This window comes from Lactococcus sp. LG1074 (assembly GCF_017309525.1).
Classification (GTDB): Bacteria; Bacillota; Bacilli; order Lactobacillales; family Streptococcaceae; genus Lactococcus; species Lactococcus petauri.
Genome location: NZ_CP071293.1, coordinates 1,014,747 through 1,029,588, shown reverse-complemented (window position 1 = coordinate 1,029,588; position 14,842 = coordinate 1,014,747). Strand labels below are relative to the sequence as shown.

14 protein-coding genes and 2 pseudogenes are annotated in these 14,842 nt (G+C 37.9%); 1 reads left to right on the top strand and 15 read right to left on the bottom strand.

The annotated features are described in order from the left end of the window. Positions 1-23 precede the first annotated feature (23 nt). From rbsD to spx, 9 genes and pseudogenes are all read right to left on the bottom strand, one after another. Positions 24-419: a D-ribose pyranase gene (gene rbsD, locus J0J36_RS05120; RefSeq protein WP_019292291.1), complete on the bottom strand. Its 396-nt coding sequence runs from the start codon at positions 417-419 to the stop codon at positions 24-26. An 11-nt stretch (positions 420-430) separates the two neighbouring features. After that, positions 431-1,339, bottom strand: a complete 909-nt coding sequence (gene rbsK / locus J0J36_RS05115) for a ribokinase (RefSeq protein ID WP_040087451.1) — start codon at positions 1,337-1,339, stop codon at positions 431-433. A 1-nt stretch (position 1,340) separates the two neighbouring features. Beyond that, positions 1,341-2,324 carry a LacI family DNA-binding transcriptional regulator gene (locus J0J36_RS05110; RefSeq protein WP_040087449.1) on the bottom strand — a complete coding sequence of 328 codons (984 nt, stop codon included), beginning with the start codon at positions 2,322-2,324 and terminating at the stop codon, positions 1,341-1,343. Positions 2,325-2,476: 152 nt separating this feature from the next. Next, entirely contained in the window at positions 2,477-3,799 is a 1,323-nt protein-coding gene (locus tag J0J36_RS05105) for an NAD(P)/FAD-dependent oxidoreductase (protein WP_019292294.1), read from the bottom strand. Positions 3,800-3,876: 77 nt separating this feature from the next. Then, positions 3,877-4,149, bottom strand: coding sequence for a GNAT family N-acetyltransferase (locus tag J0J36_RS05100; RefSeq protein ID WP_153924826.1), 273 nt, complete (start codon positions 4,147-4,149; stop codon positions 3,877-3,879). An 18-nt stretch (positions 4,150-4,167) separates the two neighbouring features. Continuing rightward, positions 4,168-4,428 (bottom strand): (4Fe-4S)-binding protein, encoded by a 261-nt coding sequence (locus tag J0J36_RS05095; protein ID WP_019292296.1) that lies wholly within the window; start codon positions 4,426-4,428, stop codon positions 4,168-4,170. An 18-nt stretch (positions 4,429-4,446) separates the two neighbouring features. Further along, positions 4,447-6,240, bottom strand: a pseudogene (gene spxB / locus J0J36_RS05090) (pyruvate oxidase). A gap of 200 nt (positions 6,241-6,440) precedes the next feature. Continuing rightward, positions 6,441-7,538 (bottom strand): annotated as a pseudogene (locus J0J36_RS05085) (lactate oxidase). 44 nt (positions 7,539-7,582) lie between these two features. Continuing rightward, the gene (spx, locus tag J0J36_RS05080) at positions 7,583-7,978 is read right to left on the bottom strand and encodes a transcriptional regulator Spx (RefSeq protein WP_019292298.1); all 396 of its coding nucleotides are present in this window, start codon (positions 7,976-7,978) and stop codon (positions 7,583-7,585) included. A 352-nt stretch (positions 7,979-8,330) separates the two neighbouring features. Here spx and J0J36_RS05075 point away from each other — a divergent pair, with 352 nt between their 5' ends. Continuing rightward, complete coding sequence (locus tag J0J36_RS05075; protein WP_117517600.1) at positions 8,331-9,689, top strand: MFS transporter; 1,359 nt, start codon at positions 8,331-8,333, stop codon at positions 9,687-9,689. Between the two features lie 131 nt (positions 9,690-9,820). Here the strand turns inward: J0J36_RS05075 and J0J36_RS05070 are convergent, their stop codons facing one another. From J0J36_RS05070 to J0J36_RS05045, 6 genes are all read right to left on the bottom strand, one after another. Next, on the bottom strand, positions 9,821-10,447 hold the full coding sequence (locus J0J36_RS05070) for a hypothetical protein (protein WP_019292300.1): 627 nt from the start codon (positions 10,445-10,447) through the stop codon (positions 9,821-9,823). A 66-nt stretch (positions 10,448-10,513) separates the two neighbouring features. Further along, positions 10,514-10,837 carry a rhodanese-like domain-containing protein gene (locus tag J0J36_RS05065; protein ID WP_153924824.1) on the bottom strand — a complete coding sequence of 108 codons (324 nt, stop codon included), beginning with the start codon at positions 10,835-10,837 and terminating at the stop codon, positions 10,514-10,516. Then, positions 10,837-11,133, bottom strand: coding sequence for a rhodanese-like domain-containing protein (locus tag J0J36_RS05060; RefSeq protein WP_019292302.1), 297 nt, complete (start codon positions 11,131-11,133; stop codon positions 10,837-10,839). Before J0J36_RS05060 ends, J0J36_RS05065 begins: the two co-directional genes overlap by 1 nt. Positions 11,134-11,240: 107 nt before the next feature. Next, positions 11,241-12,113 (bottom strand): ROK family protein, encoded by an 873-nt coding sequence (locus J0J36_RS05055; RefSeq protein WP_153924821.1) that lies wholly within the window; start codon positions 12,111-12,113, stop codon positions 11,241-11,243. Further along, complete coding sequence (locus J0J36_RS05050) at positions 12,113-13,546, bottom strand: glycoside hydrolase family 1 protein (protein ID WP_019292304.1); 1,434 nt, start codon at positions 13,544-13,546, stop codon at positions 12,113-12,115. Before J0J36_RS05050 ends, J0J36_RS05055 begins: the two co-directional genes overlap by 1 nt. 121 nt (positions 13,547-13,667) lie before the next feature. Continuing rightward, positions 13,668-14,840 carry an endoglycosidase gene (locus tag J0J36_RS05045; protein WP_165719034.1) on the bottom strand — a complete coding sequence of 391 codons (1,173 nt, stop codon included), beginning with the start codon at positions 14,838-14,840 and terminating at the stop codon, positions 13,668-13,670. Positions 14,841-14,842: the final 2 nt, after the last annotated feature.

Below are 14,842 nucleotides of genomic sequence, written 5' to 3'. Positions count from 1 at the left end.
TTTTGTTTTTCTCCTATTTGTCTTTAAAATACGACATTGCTTTCTAGTAAGATGTTTGCGTAAGGTGTCATTTCTCCTGTACGGATAAAGGCATGACAGTTATTTAACTCTGCCTTCATATCGCTATGTGGAATAAATTCGACAGGTGTATTAGGTAAGCGATCAGTAATTTGAGTTAAAATTTTTGGGTTATTTTCTTTTATCTCTTCAGCAAGATAGATTTTTTGAACTTCAAGTTCTTCTAACACGTTATTTAAGACGTCCATGAAGCTTGGAATACCATTATCTACAGCCAAGTCAATTTTTTCTGTTCCTCTTGGAACTGGCATCCCAGCATCACCAATGCTAAGCTTGTCAAAGTGACCCATTTGAGCAATGACACGTGAAATATCAGAATTTATAACTTTTGTTTTTTTCATTTGAAATACTCCTAATCCAGTTCATTTTTGTAAGGGATAGAGGGTTGTGCGCCATATCTTTGTACAGTCAGTGATGAAGCTTTACTGCCATAAAGAATAGCATCCTCAATATTACTGAAATCAGCTTTTAAAACAGTGCTTAAAGCACCGATGAAAGTATCACCAGCAGCTGTTGTATCGACAGCCGCTACCTTGAAAGCAGGAATAATACCAGACTTGCCATCTTTGATATCATAATAAGCTCCTTTACTTCCTAAGGTGATAATCACTGCTTCAATACCAAGATTGTGGAAGTAATCAGCAGCAGCTTTTAGACTATGCTCATCTTCTACTTTTATTCCAGTTATGAGTTCAGCTTCAGTTTCATTGGGAATAATGATATCGGTTGTAGCTAAGAGCTCTTGTGGAATATCCGTTCTCGCAGGTGCTGGATTAAGAATAGTTCTAACATCATTTTCTTTAGCAAGCTTAAAGGCAGTAACTGTACTGTCAAGGGTACTTTCAAATTGGGCAATCAAAAAATCGCTGTTGGCAATAATATGCTTTGAGTTTTCAACGTGATCCGGTGTAAATGCATTATTCGCCCCTGAGAAAATCATAATGCTGTTTTCACCAGAATCATCCACGGTAATAAAGGCTTGACCTGTAGATTGGCTTTCTAAGAGTTGGACAGCTGAAGTATCTATATCTTCATACTCTAAAAGCTCACGCATCATTTGTCCAGCACCGTCTTTACCAATGGCACCGATAAAGAAAGTATCAGCGCCAGAACGCTTTGCTGCTACCGCTTGGTTGGCACCTTTACCGCCACCGGCAGTAAAATGTTCTTTAGCATGTAAAGTCTCACCTGGTTTCGGCATATTGCTTACTCTCAAAGTTGTATCTAGGTTGATACTGCCAATAATTGTGATCTTATTCATTTTAGTTCTCCTTTATTTTTCTTGTACTGTCACGTTCAACATAAGAAACTTTAAGTTTAATCTGTTTTTGGTCAATTGGCTGATGGTTTGCCATTTTATAAATTAATTGGGCCGCTTCATGCCCCATTTCATAAGCGGGTTGATGAATTGTTGAAAGAGCGGGATAAACGTATTTGCTCATCAAAATATCATCATAACCAATCAGTTGGATATCTTCAGGAATACGTTTATTTATGCGATGAATCTCCTGCATATATGCAACCGCATGAACATCAGAAGGCAGAATAATCGTATCAAGAGTGTTTTGTTCTTTGAGAAGTTTTTCTGCTTCCGCTTGGATTTCCAAAAAATCATAGCTCATACTTTGAAAAACTTGATAGTCCACCACTGCTTGATTTAAGTAGGTAATACTAGAACTAAAGCGTTCATTCGTATTATCCGTTGTCAATGGTCCTCGAACAACTGCAATCTGCTGTGCTCCTGCTTCTACTACAGCCTTGGCAGCCAGAAATCCGCCGTGGCTGTTGTCAGAGAAGACACCAAATTCACTTTTCTTACCTACACGATCCACAGTTACTGCAGGTAAATCAAACTCAGGAAATTCTTCCTTAAAGTCAACCGTTGTGATGACACCAGCAGCATTGCTTTGAACTAAAAACTGAAGATAGGACTTGATTATTTCACGATCTTCACTAACATTCCCTAAAATTAATTGGTAGCCTTTTTCTCTAAGAAATTCTTCCACTCCTTTCGCCAACATTGGAAAGAAGGGATTAGAGATATCAGGCAATAAAAGACCAACCAAGTTACTTTTTTTACTTTTTAGAGACTGAGCCGAGATATTTGGTGAGTAATTCAAGTCCTGAATCGCATTTTTAATCTTTACCTCTGCTTCTGCGCTAACATATCCGTTATGTGTGATATATCTTGAAACTGTAGACACGGAAACGCCAGCTTTCGAGGCAACCTGTTTGATTGTAGCCAATAGACCTCCTTGTGACATAATGTGGAAACGTTCTCACATATTACTTAACTATTGTAATCGCTTGCTGTAAATATGTCAAGCATAAACTAAAAATTATTAGATTAATTAAAAAACGCAAAAAAAAGAGCCTCAACCTTGGCTCTTTCTGCTTTTTAGTCATAAAGATAGAATAAATCACTAGCAATTGTGGGATAGGCCATGATCATATTTTGAAATTTGTCCAAATTAATAGCTTGATTAATGCAGAAATTCAAGATATTTACAAGTTCTTCTGCCACTGTCGAGAGAAGTGTCGCTCCAAGAATTTCATTTTTATCATTTACAATAACATTAATTTTTGAAAGAGGATCAGCTATGCGTTTATAGGTATACCAATCCGTCATATCTATGTTTCGCTCATTTTCTTTATCAAGAATTTTGGTTTGACCAATTTGGGCGAGTTTGCTAGATCCAAAAATAACAGTAGGAATGGCCGGATATTTGATACCTTCATTTTGACCGTCCTGTGCAAAATAACGTGCAAGGTATCTAGCTTCAAAACCTGAAACAGGGGTTAGCTTGGGCTGCTTTTTATCTAAAACATCTCCGATAGCATATATACTTGGATTATTAGTTTGTAAAAATTCATTGACTTCAATACCTTTAGCCGTTGTTTTTACACCGACAGCGTCCAGATTTAGGTCTTCAATATTTGGAATACGCCCGACTGCTGAGATAAAACCGTCAGCAGTGACTTTGCGATTGTCTTCACTAGTGATTTTGATTCCTGAGTCAGTTTGTTCAAGCCTTTCAGGCGAAAAATTATCAATAAAGGAAATGCCTTCCTTTTGTAATTGCTTAATATACGAGGCTGCAAATTCATCCGCGAAACCTCGAATTTTTAGTGCTCCGTGTGTGAGAACAGAAACCTCAGCTCCCGCTGCATTAGCGATTTGCGCTAATTCAAGTGAGACATAACCCGAACCTAAGAAAACAAGACGTTTGGGAAGTTCCTCTAGCTCTAAGAAGTCATTTGAAGTCAGTAAATACTCATTACCCGGAATATCCAAAACCCTTGGTCGTGCACCAGTTGCTAGGATATAGTTATCCGCAAAGTATGCCTTATCCCCGACATCTAGATGTCCATCGGTCTGAAAACTTGCCGAGCCATAAACAGTCTTAATGCCTGCGCTTTTCAATCCTTGTTCAGTGCTTGAAGGAATGCCATCACTGTATGCTCTTTTTCGAGCTAGCATCTCTTGCCAATCAATTCTAAGGTTACCGTGTAAACCAGCGGATACGAGATTTTCTGCTCTGTACTTTGCTTCAACAAGTGCCATCATAATCTTTGTGGGATCACAACCATAGTTCGGGCACGTTCCGCCCCATTTATCCTTTTCCGCAATTAGGACAGATGCTCCCTGCTCTTTGAGTGCATAAGCTAGTGCATTCCCTCCAGGTCCTGCACCGATAATAATATAGTCATATTTTTCCATATCTGCTCCTCCAACTTTCTCTTAAATCCATCATAATAGGAAAAAAGCCAAAACGCGAATGTTTTGACTTGTTTTTCCTATTTTAAAACGTCTTGTAATTCTTCTTTGTGGGTTCTAAAATACTTTGCCGCATACGGGCAAGTCGCTTGAAGTTTGAGATTTTCTTTACGTGCTTTCTCGATACCTGCTTTTAAAAGTAGTTGAGCAAGACCCTGGCCTCGATATTTAATAGCAACACCTGTATGAGTGATAACAATATTATTGCCCATTCTCATAAATGTCATCTCGCCGATGCGTTCATTATTGTCATTGTACAAGATAATGTTGTTGTCTTCTTCAACAGTTTTCATAGTCTTCCTCTTTTCTTTTTACTTGATAAATTTTAGTGCACCAGATGGACAACGATTGATAATCTCTTGATTATCAAATTTTTCTCCATTGTCTGGGATAATCCATGGTCTGCGCCCCACTTCCCAGACAGCCGCATTACCACGTACGCATTCTCCTGCATGCTCGCAAATTTGAGCATTATAATAGATATCCATTTCCTTACCACGATAACGTCGGTAACCTGCTTGCTCCAAGTTTTCATCAGTTGTTGCTTGATTATTAATTTTTGAATTGTCCATTTTCCCCCCTTAATGTGATTAGAAGCCTCCCAAATCTGTCGCCTTTCCTGCCTCAACTAAACCTTCTTCCTCCATATAAACAGCAAAAGGTTGTAATTCTTCAGCATGGAAACGTTCTTTGAAAGCATCAATAGTTTCTTGTGGATATTGTTTAGGGTCAAGCTGCAGACGTTCCACTGGAATAGGACTTTCACCCGTAATTTTAGCATCAATAAGTACAGGTAAGCCTGATTCAACCAACTTCATTGCTTGGGCAAAAATATTGTCCAACTCTTCGACTTTGTTAACTGTAAAGCCATGAACGCCCATTGCCTCAGCAACTTTTGCAAAATCAATCCCAGTAAATTCCACCCCAAGATAACCTCTATTAGTCGTTTCTTGCTCATCTTTGATAAAACCAAACTGTTGATTAGAGAAAACGACATTAATAATTGGTAACTTTTCTTGAGCTTGAGTTGCTAAATCTTGCATAACCATTGAAAAAGCACCATCACCTGAAAGTGACCACACTTGACGATTAGGGAAATCTAACTTGGCCGCAATCGCACCGGGAAGCCCAACACCCATTGTCGCAAACAAACCAGAAGTGCGCCAAAGTTGACCTTTACCCATATGCAAATGACGAACAGACGTCATCGTAACATCTCGAACATCAGTTGAAAAAAGTGCATCCTTTTTCGCGACTTTATTAATAGCATGATAGACTTGATAAAGATTCAACGGATTTTCTTTATCTTCTTCAAGGGTCTGCGTATAATTTTTCCAGTTAGCGATATTTTTTACATTAGCACGCCACCAAGGTGTCTCTTCTTTTTCCTTCATTTGCTGAGAGAGGGCTTTCACAACTTTTTTAGCATCTGCTAAAATGCCGAGTTCTGTCCGTTGTCGTTTGCCTAGTTTTGCAGGATCGATATCTACTTGAATCACGTGTTTCACATGTTCAAACATATTCGTAACATCGATAAAAGGTTGATTCGTTCCCAGCATTAAAACCGTATCTGCGTTTGCAATAGCATCATTAGCTGGTTTTCTTGAAACTCGAGTAGGCGATCCAAGAAAAGCCTCAAAGTCATCATCCACAATATCAATAGCCAGTGCGGAAACCATTGCTGGGGCTTTAATTTTTTTTGAAAGCTCCATAAGTTCAGTCCCTGCGCCACGCATCCCGATACCAGAGAAAATGACAGGACGTTCAGCATTTTGTAAAATTTGCATCGCTTGCTCAATAGCCTCTTGCTTGGGTTCAGCAAGTTCCGGTTGGATATAAGCTTGACTTGCATCAAACTATGAATCTTTTTCAATTTCTTGCCAACCTAAATCAACAGGAAGTTGAACTACAGCCACACCTTTTTTGCTGTAGGCTTGACGAATCGCTTCGTCAATAATATGAGGAAGCGATTGTGCGGTCATGACCACACGATGGTAGACTGAAACATCAGCATAAATAGGATCTTCATTCATTTCTTGGAAAGTATCCATATTCATTCCAGTAGTGCCAAATTGACCAATAATTGCCAACAGAGGAACATGATCTTCTTTTGCATCATATAAACCGTTCATTAAGTGCGTTCCGCCAGGTCCTGCAGAACCGAAGGCTACACCGATATGTCCGGTAAATTTAGCGTGCATACTTGCAGCCATCGCACCCACTTCTTCATGACGGACCTGAACAAAATGAATACGCTCTTTTTCTTCTAAGAGGGCATCCATCAAAGAATTAATGGAGCCACCTGGCAGACCATAAATATCTTTTACTCCCCAATTTTCAAGAACTTTAACTGCTGCAACACCAGCTTTTATTGTTTCTACCATTACTATTTCCTCTCATTTCTAAAAACTTAAAATATGAGTGACCGAAAATTAGATGACGAATTGCTGCTCTCTAGCGAAAGCCTTTTCATTTCAATATATCTTAATTATACTACGAAATAGTCTGAAAAGGTAAAGATACCCGAAAAATAACTTTTTAAGAGAGGATTTTCGATACACTTTTTGATTTAACTTACTCAAATTTAAAGTAAGTCAGTATTTTTGATAGCTTCAATATCTTTAGCACCAGCTAACTGCATGGTAATCGATAATTCTTTATTAAGATGTTCAAACACTGATTTAACACCTTCTTTCCCGCCTAAGTTTAAGCCGTAAAGTACGGGACGACCAATAGCAACAAGGTCTGCACCACTAGCTAAAGCTTTGAAGACATGCTCCCCACGACGTACACCACTATCAAAAATAATTGGGACACGTTTATTGACCACTTGTGCAATTCTTGGAAGGACGGTAAAGGAAGCTGGTCCTCCATCAAGTTGGCGACCTCCGTGATTAGATACCCAAATACCATCAGCACCAGCTGCAATAGCCTCCATCGCATCAACTGGATCTTGAATACCTTTCACGATAACAGGAAGATTTGTCCAGTTTTTAATTTTTTGAATGTCAGAGAGAACGAGACCTTGTTTTGCTTCCGCATAAATTTCAAAAATACCTTTTCCTACGCCATCCGACTCAGAAAATGCTGCCAAATTTGGCATTGGAAGTGGAAATTGGAAATGATTAATCACATCTTCTTCTCGATATCCACCTAGTGTAGAGTCAGCAGTTAAGATAATCGCTTTAACTCCAGATTTTACAGCTTTTTCAAGCAAGAACTGATTAAATTGGTCATCTTTACTCATATAAAGTTGAAAAAATTGCGGTGCTCCATTAACTGCTGCTGCTGCATCTTCCACAGATGTTGAACCATAAGTTGAAATAGAGAAAAGTGATCCCATTTCTTCCATGGCTTTAGCTGTATCAACCTCTCCTTCCATATGAGCTAAACCTTGTGCAGCCACCGGAGCTTGTATAATCGGTGTTTTAAGATCAATTCCAAAAATGCTGGTTCTCAAGTCTGCAGAATCAATTCCCCGTAACACACGAGGAGAGATTGTTTTAGTATTAAAGGAAGCTGTGTTTTCTCACATTGTCCACTCATCCTCTGCGCCACCACGAATATAACCAAAGGCACCTTTATTCCCTTGAGCTTCCATACGATCTTTTACACGTCTCTCAAGCGAAGCAATATTTACGATTTCTACTTTTTGTTCATCATTACTAGTAACATATGCCATGGTTATTTCCTCTTTCTTTTCTATTATTTTTTCAAGTTTGTACTTTAAGCTACTGCGCTCTTTGTTTCTTGTAATTCAATTTGACGATATTCTCTCGAAAAGAAACTGCGCAATTGATCTTCATTAAATCCAGCTTGGAGCTGTGGACCTTTCACTAAAAGTGGTCGGCGAAGAAGCTCCGGATGTTGTGAGATGAATTTTGTCCACTCTTTAACAGTCATATCTTCTACATTGACGTTTAAATTTTTAAATGCTTGTGAACGTGTTGAAATGAGATCTTCAGTGCCGTTTTCTGTTTTAGCTAACAATTCACCAATCTCCTCTTCTGTCAAAGGATCAGCAAATAAGTTATGCTCTGTGTATTCCAGATTGTGGTTTTCTAACCAAACTTTTGCTTTCCGACAGCTGGTACATGAGGGAGTGTAGTAAAATTTAATCATCTTGTCTTCTCCATTTTATTTCTATTGTAGGAAGTGAAACTCACTTGCTCGAATTGTTTACGTTTGTAAACACAACTATATAATAACTCCTTTTCCTCAAAATATCAATAATTAAGTAATAAATACAGGTTAAATTTTTGATAGTTAAATAACAAAAAAATTTCAATTAGATTTCTTGGGTTTGACTTTCATATTTACAGTTGCATTTTTTTATCATAGAAGTTATAATAGAAAAGTTATAACTTTCGTACAGATAACATAGATTTATGTTGATATTATACAGAGGCGAAATTATTATTTTAGGATAATAATTTCGCCTCTTTTTGTTTAAATTAGGAGGACATTTAACTGCATGAATAAAAACAAACAATTTCATCTCTTAGGTGCTGTCATTGCTACCGGGCTCTTGTCTTTTTCAGGTGTATTAATCGAAACAGCGATGAACGTGACCTTCCCTCAATTAATTACTGAGTTTGGGCTAAGTACTTCCAAGATACAGTGGGTGACCACTATTTACCTATTAGCAATTGCGATTATTATTCCTTTGTCTTCGTACTTTAATCAGCGCTTCTCGTCTCGTAAGCTCTTTATATCTGGGAATCTTCTTTTCTTCCTTGGTGTCTTGATTAATTGCTTTTCACCTAACTTTCCCCTCTTGCTAGCCGGACGCCTTTTACAAGGTGTCGGAACCGGTATTGCTTTGCCTTTAATGTTCCACCTTATCTTAACCAAGGCGCCGCTTGAAAAACGTGGCATGATGATGGGATTAGGAACAGTGACAACATCAATTGCACCGGCCATTGGGCCAACTTATGGTGGTATCATCTCAAACGCATTGGATTGGCGCTATATTTACATCTTTTTACTTCCATTAATCGTTGTATCCCTAATTATTGGTCTTTCTTCACTTCCAGAAGAGAAAAAACAAACGACAAAAAAACTGGCACTTCGACCAGTTTTGGCACTTTCTGTCATGTTTTTCGTCTTCATTTCTGCCCTAAGTGCCGAACAAATTCTGACCTTTGTAATTCTCTTTATTGTTGGTATTTTAAGTGCCCTACTCTTTGTTTATTATAATCGTAAAGAAACACTGATCGAATTAGCTATATTACGTCATCATAAATTTGTTGCACTTCTCTTTACGCTTCTGGTTTATCAAGGTCTTCTTTTAGGTCTATCCTTTATTTTACCTAACTTTATCCAAGTTTCTGCGGGATATAGCTCAGCTGTGGCTGGACTCTTTATGTTTCCAGGAGCTCTTGTTGGAGCAATCCTCGCTCCGATTTCTGGGAAAATTTTGGATCAGGTTGGTGCGAAGAAACCAATCACCTTTGGTTTATTAACTGCAAGCTTTGGTATCATTTTACTTTTTGTTTTCCTACCAACGCAATCACTTATTTTATTATTGATTGCGCATATCGTTATGATGCTTGGGCTGGGTGTTTCCTACAGCAACTTAATGACCAGCAGTTTAAGCACACTTTCATCGGAAGAGCTCTCAGACGGAAATGCATTGGTTAATACATCACAGCAATTTATCGGAGCCATTGCAACTGCTTTGGTAGCCAACATTCTCTCTGTCTTTCAACACGCTCAAGGGTTTAAAGAAGGCACTCAATTTGGGACATCAGTCATTCTACTTATGTTCTTCGTATTAGTAATTCTGGGACTCTTTGCAAGTTATTCTGCATTGAAAAATAAGAAAAATTAAAAAAAGAGCATTCCTGTGCTCTTTTTTTATTTATGTAAAACAATCTAAAGACCATCTAACTAATTATTAAGACTTAAGCCCAGACACTTTTTAATTTTATTTTACATATTTTTATTTATGTAAAATAATTATTATACTGTAGCATCCGACAATTTAAAGGTCACTAAAGTTTCTGCAGGATAGGCTGCCAACTGACTGGCGAAGCTATCGTCATCATCTTTTTTGACTTTAGCTTTAAGATTGATGCTTACCTTATAGTGTTCTTCGGATAAGATATCATAAAGTGAGCGGAGATCTGAAATGTCTTGGCTACTTGCCTTAGGCAATACCGTATATTTTGCATATTCGGAATCAAACCATGAACTTTCTTTCTCAAAATCGACGGGCGAATTTTCATTAATCTGAAGTTTGACAGTGATGCTGTAATCATAGCCTTGTTGCTCAATCATTTTAGCAATTTTTACCATATCTTCATAAGTTCCTGAAGCTTTGAGTTTCAACGTTGCTTTGTAAGTTATACCAGCAAGTTCAAAACTCTCCGCAATTTTAAATGGATCTTGTTCACTACCTTCTTTGTCTACTTGTGGCGGGAAAAAGTTAACTGAAATAGAATAACCTTCAGTTAGAAGTTGCTCATACTGTTTAATGACTTCTTCTGCTTCCAAGTCATCCATGTATTCATTAAATGTACGTTCTGTTAATTTATTGCTCTCAAGAGCTTCTTCTTTAGGGTATATTATTTTTACTTGATAAGTCATAAATGTATTATATCAAAAAAAGAGAGAGACTTGTTAATCCCTCTGAACTTTTCTGCTTTTAGCTTTTTAATCTTTTCGTGTCACTTTACCATGCCATGACAGCATTCCCCCGGTCACGTTTGTTACGTTGTAGTTCATTTTTGAAAGTATTTTAGAGGCATTTTTCGATCTCATCCCTGATTGACAAATCACAAAATACTTTTTGCCGGATACTAGTGATGCACCAGAAACTTGCCCTAAAGGGATGTTTATAGCTCCTCTAATATGCCCTTTTTTATATTCATAAGGTTCTCGCACATCAATAACTTCTTCTTTTGTCTGATTATTTCTCAGATGTGTAGCAAGCTCTGTTGTTGTTATACTTTTAATTTTAGTAAATAATCCAAACATCAGTTCTCCTTACTGGCCAAACAACCGTCCCAAGCATTTGTACCGCCCAAGACATTAATAGCGTCGATATTATTTGCAGCGAGCCATTGTGTCACCTGTGCTGAGCGAGCACCCGATTGACAGATAATATAGCTTCCAACATTAACTTCGGCAATACGGTTTTCGATTTCACTCATGGGGAGATTACGTGCTGTTGGTACATGTCCAGCTTCATATTCATAAGCTTCTCGCACATCAATAATATCAGCTTTGTCCTTCATTACTTCTATTAATTCTTGCATTGTAATTGTTCGCATTTACTATTTCCTTTATTTTGTTTATAACACCATTATATACCCTATTGGGTATATAATCAAATTTAATGCTTCTATTAAAAAAGACATAGTTTTCTATGTCTTTTATTTTATCTCTTATTTTGTTGAAAATTTACGGCTGCACCTATGAGATTGGCTGAGTTACGATAGTGGCAAACCTTAATCTCAGGCAAAAAAGTCGGTATTTCTAAAGTCTTAATTATTTTGTTCAGCTGTTTGTTAAGTTCTGGAACCAGCCACTCCGCTTGTGAAACTGCCCCACCAATGACAATGAGTTCAGGATCAAAAGCATATTGGAGATTATAAATACCTTTAGCAACATTAAATGTAAAGCGTTCCATCTCCTCTTGTGCAAGAATATCCTTTTCCTGTATTGCTCGTCTAAAGACTTCTTGTCCTGTCACATTTGTACTACACCGTTGATTGTAACGCTTTGCCATGTTTACTGCTGTTCCCAGTTCCGAAAAAGTATGTTTTTCATCCATCAACATAAAACCAAATTCACCACCAAAAAGATGTTTCCCGTGATGAATTTTCCCATTGAGAACAACAGCTCCACCTACTCCTGTGCCAAGTACTAGAAAAAGTACATTTTTTAGATGCCTTGCTGCTCCAAAAGCAACTTCGGCAAGAGCAGCACAATTGGCATCATTTTCAATAGTCAAAGTTAAGCCTAACTTTTCTTCTAATGCGTGTTGGATATTAAAGCCGTGAATATAAGGCAATGCGCTGAATCCTTCAATATAGCCTGTTGATTGATTCACCGCTCCAGGAGAGCTCATCGCAACACCAGTAATATTTGTCCTCTCTTGTCTCATTTCACTCACAATATCCTTCAGACAGCTGTAATAATCTTCGAGATTATCGGGGGTTTGCTTCGACTTGACTTCTCCTAATTTCCCTTCAGAGAAAAGACTATATTTAATGCTGCTTCCACCAATATCAATTGTTATCAGTGCCATTATTTATCCTCTTTCAGTTTTTGTAACAGTGCTTCTTCAATGTCAACACTTGAGCTTTCTGAAACTTTACGATACCAATGTGCTGATTTTTTTAGTTTCTTAATCTGTCTGTGAATATCTAGAGAAATTAATCCATAGCGGTTTTTATAGGAATTACGCCAACTCCAGCAATCTATTGGTGTCCATGTATGATAACCTAAACAAGCTGAACCTTCGACCATTGCTTGGTGTAAATAGTAAAGATGTTCCGTCATAAATTGAATACGATAATCATCTTGGATAACACCACTTGTATCCTCAAAACGCGCTTCATTTTCAACACCCATTCCATTTTCGGAGATGAACCAAGGAATGTTATTATAGTCCTTTTGTATCGTTTTTGCTATTTTATAAATCGTCTGTGGGTGAATCTCCCAGCCTCTGTCTGCATTCATACGCACGCCTCTTTTGTTAAAGGATGCATAATATTTTTCAGGTAACCAATCCTGAGCCAAACTGTCACTTGAAAACTCTGGCTCTTGGACTCGACTTGGGTGGTAATAATTGACGCCTAAAAAATCCACCGTATTGTGCTTTATCACCTCAAGATCTTCAGTAGTGCTTTCCCACAATACACCATCACGCTCTAAAATGTTAACGAGTTTTTGTGGGAAATGTCCTTTTACTGAAGCATCTAAAAACAGTTGGTTTTGCCATAAATCAGCAAAGTGAGCCGCTCTGAGGTTCTGTATTTCCTCGTCCTTAGCATAATTAGGCGTTAAGTTGAGAATGATCCCAATCTGAGCTTGGGCATTCTTATTAATTTTTCTAAATCTTTCAATCGCTAAACTGGAAGCTAACTGCAGATTATAGGCAACTTGAACTGCTTTTTTACCATCTTTAAGGTCGGGATAATGGAAACCTAAAAGATAGCCACATTCAACAACTACTATTGGCTCATTATGTGTAAACCACTCCGTTACTCGGTCGCCAAATAAGCGGAAACATTGCTCCGCAAACTGAGCAAAGAGTAGCGCCACTTTTTTATTTTCCCATCCGCCATATTTATGGAGAAGCTCTACAGGCAGATCAAAGTGATGTAAGTTCATCATGGGCCGAATTCCGGCAGCTAAGAAAGTATCGATTACGCGGTTATAAAATGCCACTGCTTGAGGATTAGTCTTCCCAGTCTCAAAATCCTCAATAAGTCTGGACCACTGAATACTTGTTCTAATACTGTTGAGTCCAGCTTTCTGCATCAAACGGATATCTTCTTCGAAATCATTGTAAAAATTACTGGCAGTATCTGGACCAATTGAGCCCCAAAATCGTTCACTAAAATGATCAAAGTCATAATCAAAAACATTGTCGTGTTTTTTCTTGAAACGTCCTTCAGTTTGTGGACCACTTGTCGCTGCGCCCCACCAAAAGTCTTTTGGAAATTCTATTTTCATTGTTCTGCTCCTTCTACTTTCCTTCTTCTCAAATAGAAGGATTTATACTTTTTCAAAAATAGACCCTAGAAAAAGTAAAATTTCCTAGAATCTCATCTATTTTTTATTCAAAAACGGAAGTCTACTTCATGAGTTGTAATTCATACATTGGGTCATATTGAGGACTTACACCGTCATTGGCAAAGTTATCGCTTGATCCAAGCAAGACTTTATTAACTTCATAAATTGACCGAGCTTGATTAATTCTATTTAAAACGGTTTGATAATTCTCTGCCCCTTGTCCAACACGCTCCCAATGATGTAGTGCTATATTTTTTGTCTCTTGGAGAGTAAAGCCTTTGGCCTGTAAAATGGCTGTTTTCGTCCAAAGGAAGTTAGAAGGCACAATATGATTTAGATCAAAATTGTTATATGTTCTTCCATCACGGTCTAAGGCATAAAGAAACATGCCATACAGTTTATTTTCTGCTGTATATTTTGCTACTTTGTAAATATTACTTTCTTCGTAAGGTTCTTTAGCATCGTACCATCTATTACGGTCTTGCTCTTCCGGAAAGGCTAAACCAGGCATAAATTGTTCTTTTGGAATTACCCCGGTATAATCTTTTATTGCTCTGGCTGTGCGTGTGTCATCTGACCCATATTGTTGGTAACCAAGATATGTAAAACTGTCAGCAACGTCTTTCAAAGGATTGAGATTGGAGCCATTTGTATCATAAACAAATACGGTTCCGTTCTTTGCGAGAGGCCCAATATATTTTGATAATGCTCGAATAACACCATTTGACAGAGCAATATCTGTAGTACTTGGATACGTTTCCATGTCAATATCTAAGCCATCAAGTCCGTATTGGCGTACATGCTCGTCTAACAATTGATTCGCATAAGCATCAAATTCTTCTGGGGTTGGAAGGTTGCCTGCATATGGAATTTTTAAAAGCTCTGAATAATCTATTGCCTTAGTCAACTTTACACCTCGAGCATGTAAGTTGGGGACATAAGACTTTTTAAGCTTTTCAAAAAAGGGGGCAGCGGCATCTTCTTGACCTTGAGGGACATAGCTAAAAACATTGACAATATCAATTCCATAAGGAATATCATCCATGCTTAACCAATTTTCGTCTGTAAGGCTGGTATTGACACCTTTCATTTCCTTATCACGCCATGCACGGTAGTAGACCATAGTTTTCGCTTGCTGGCTGTCTTCTTGTGCCTGCGCAGAGATTGGACCAAAAATAAGCATACCAAGTCCAACTGTAAGCAAACCCAAAATATAGCGTTTCATTTTTTTCATCT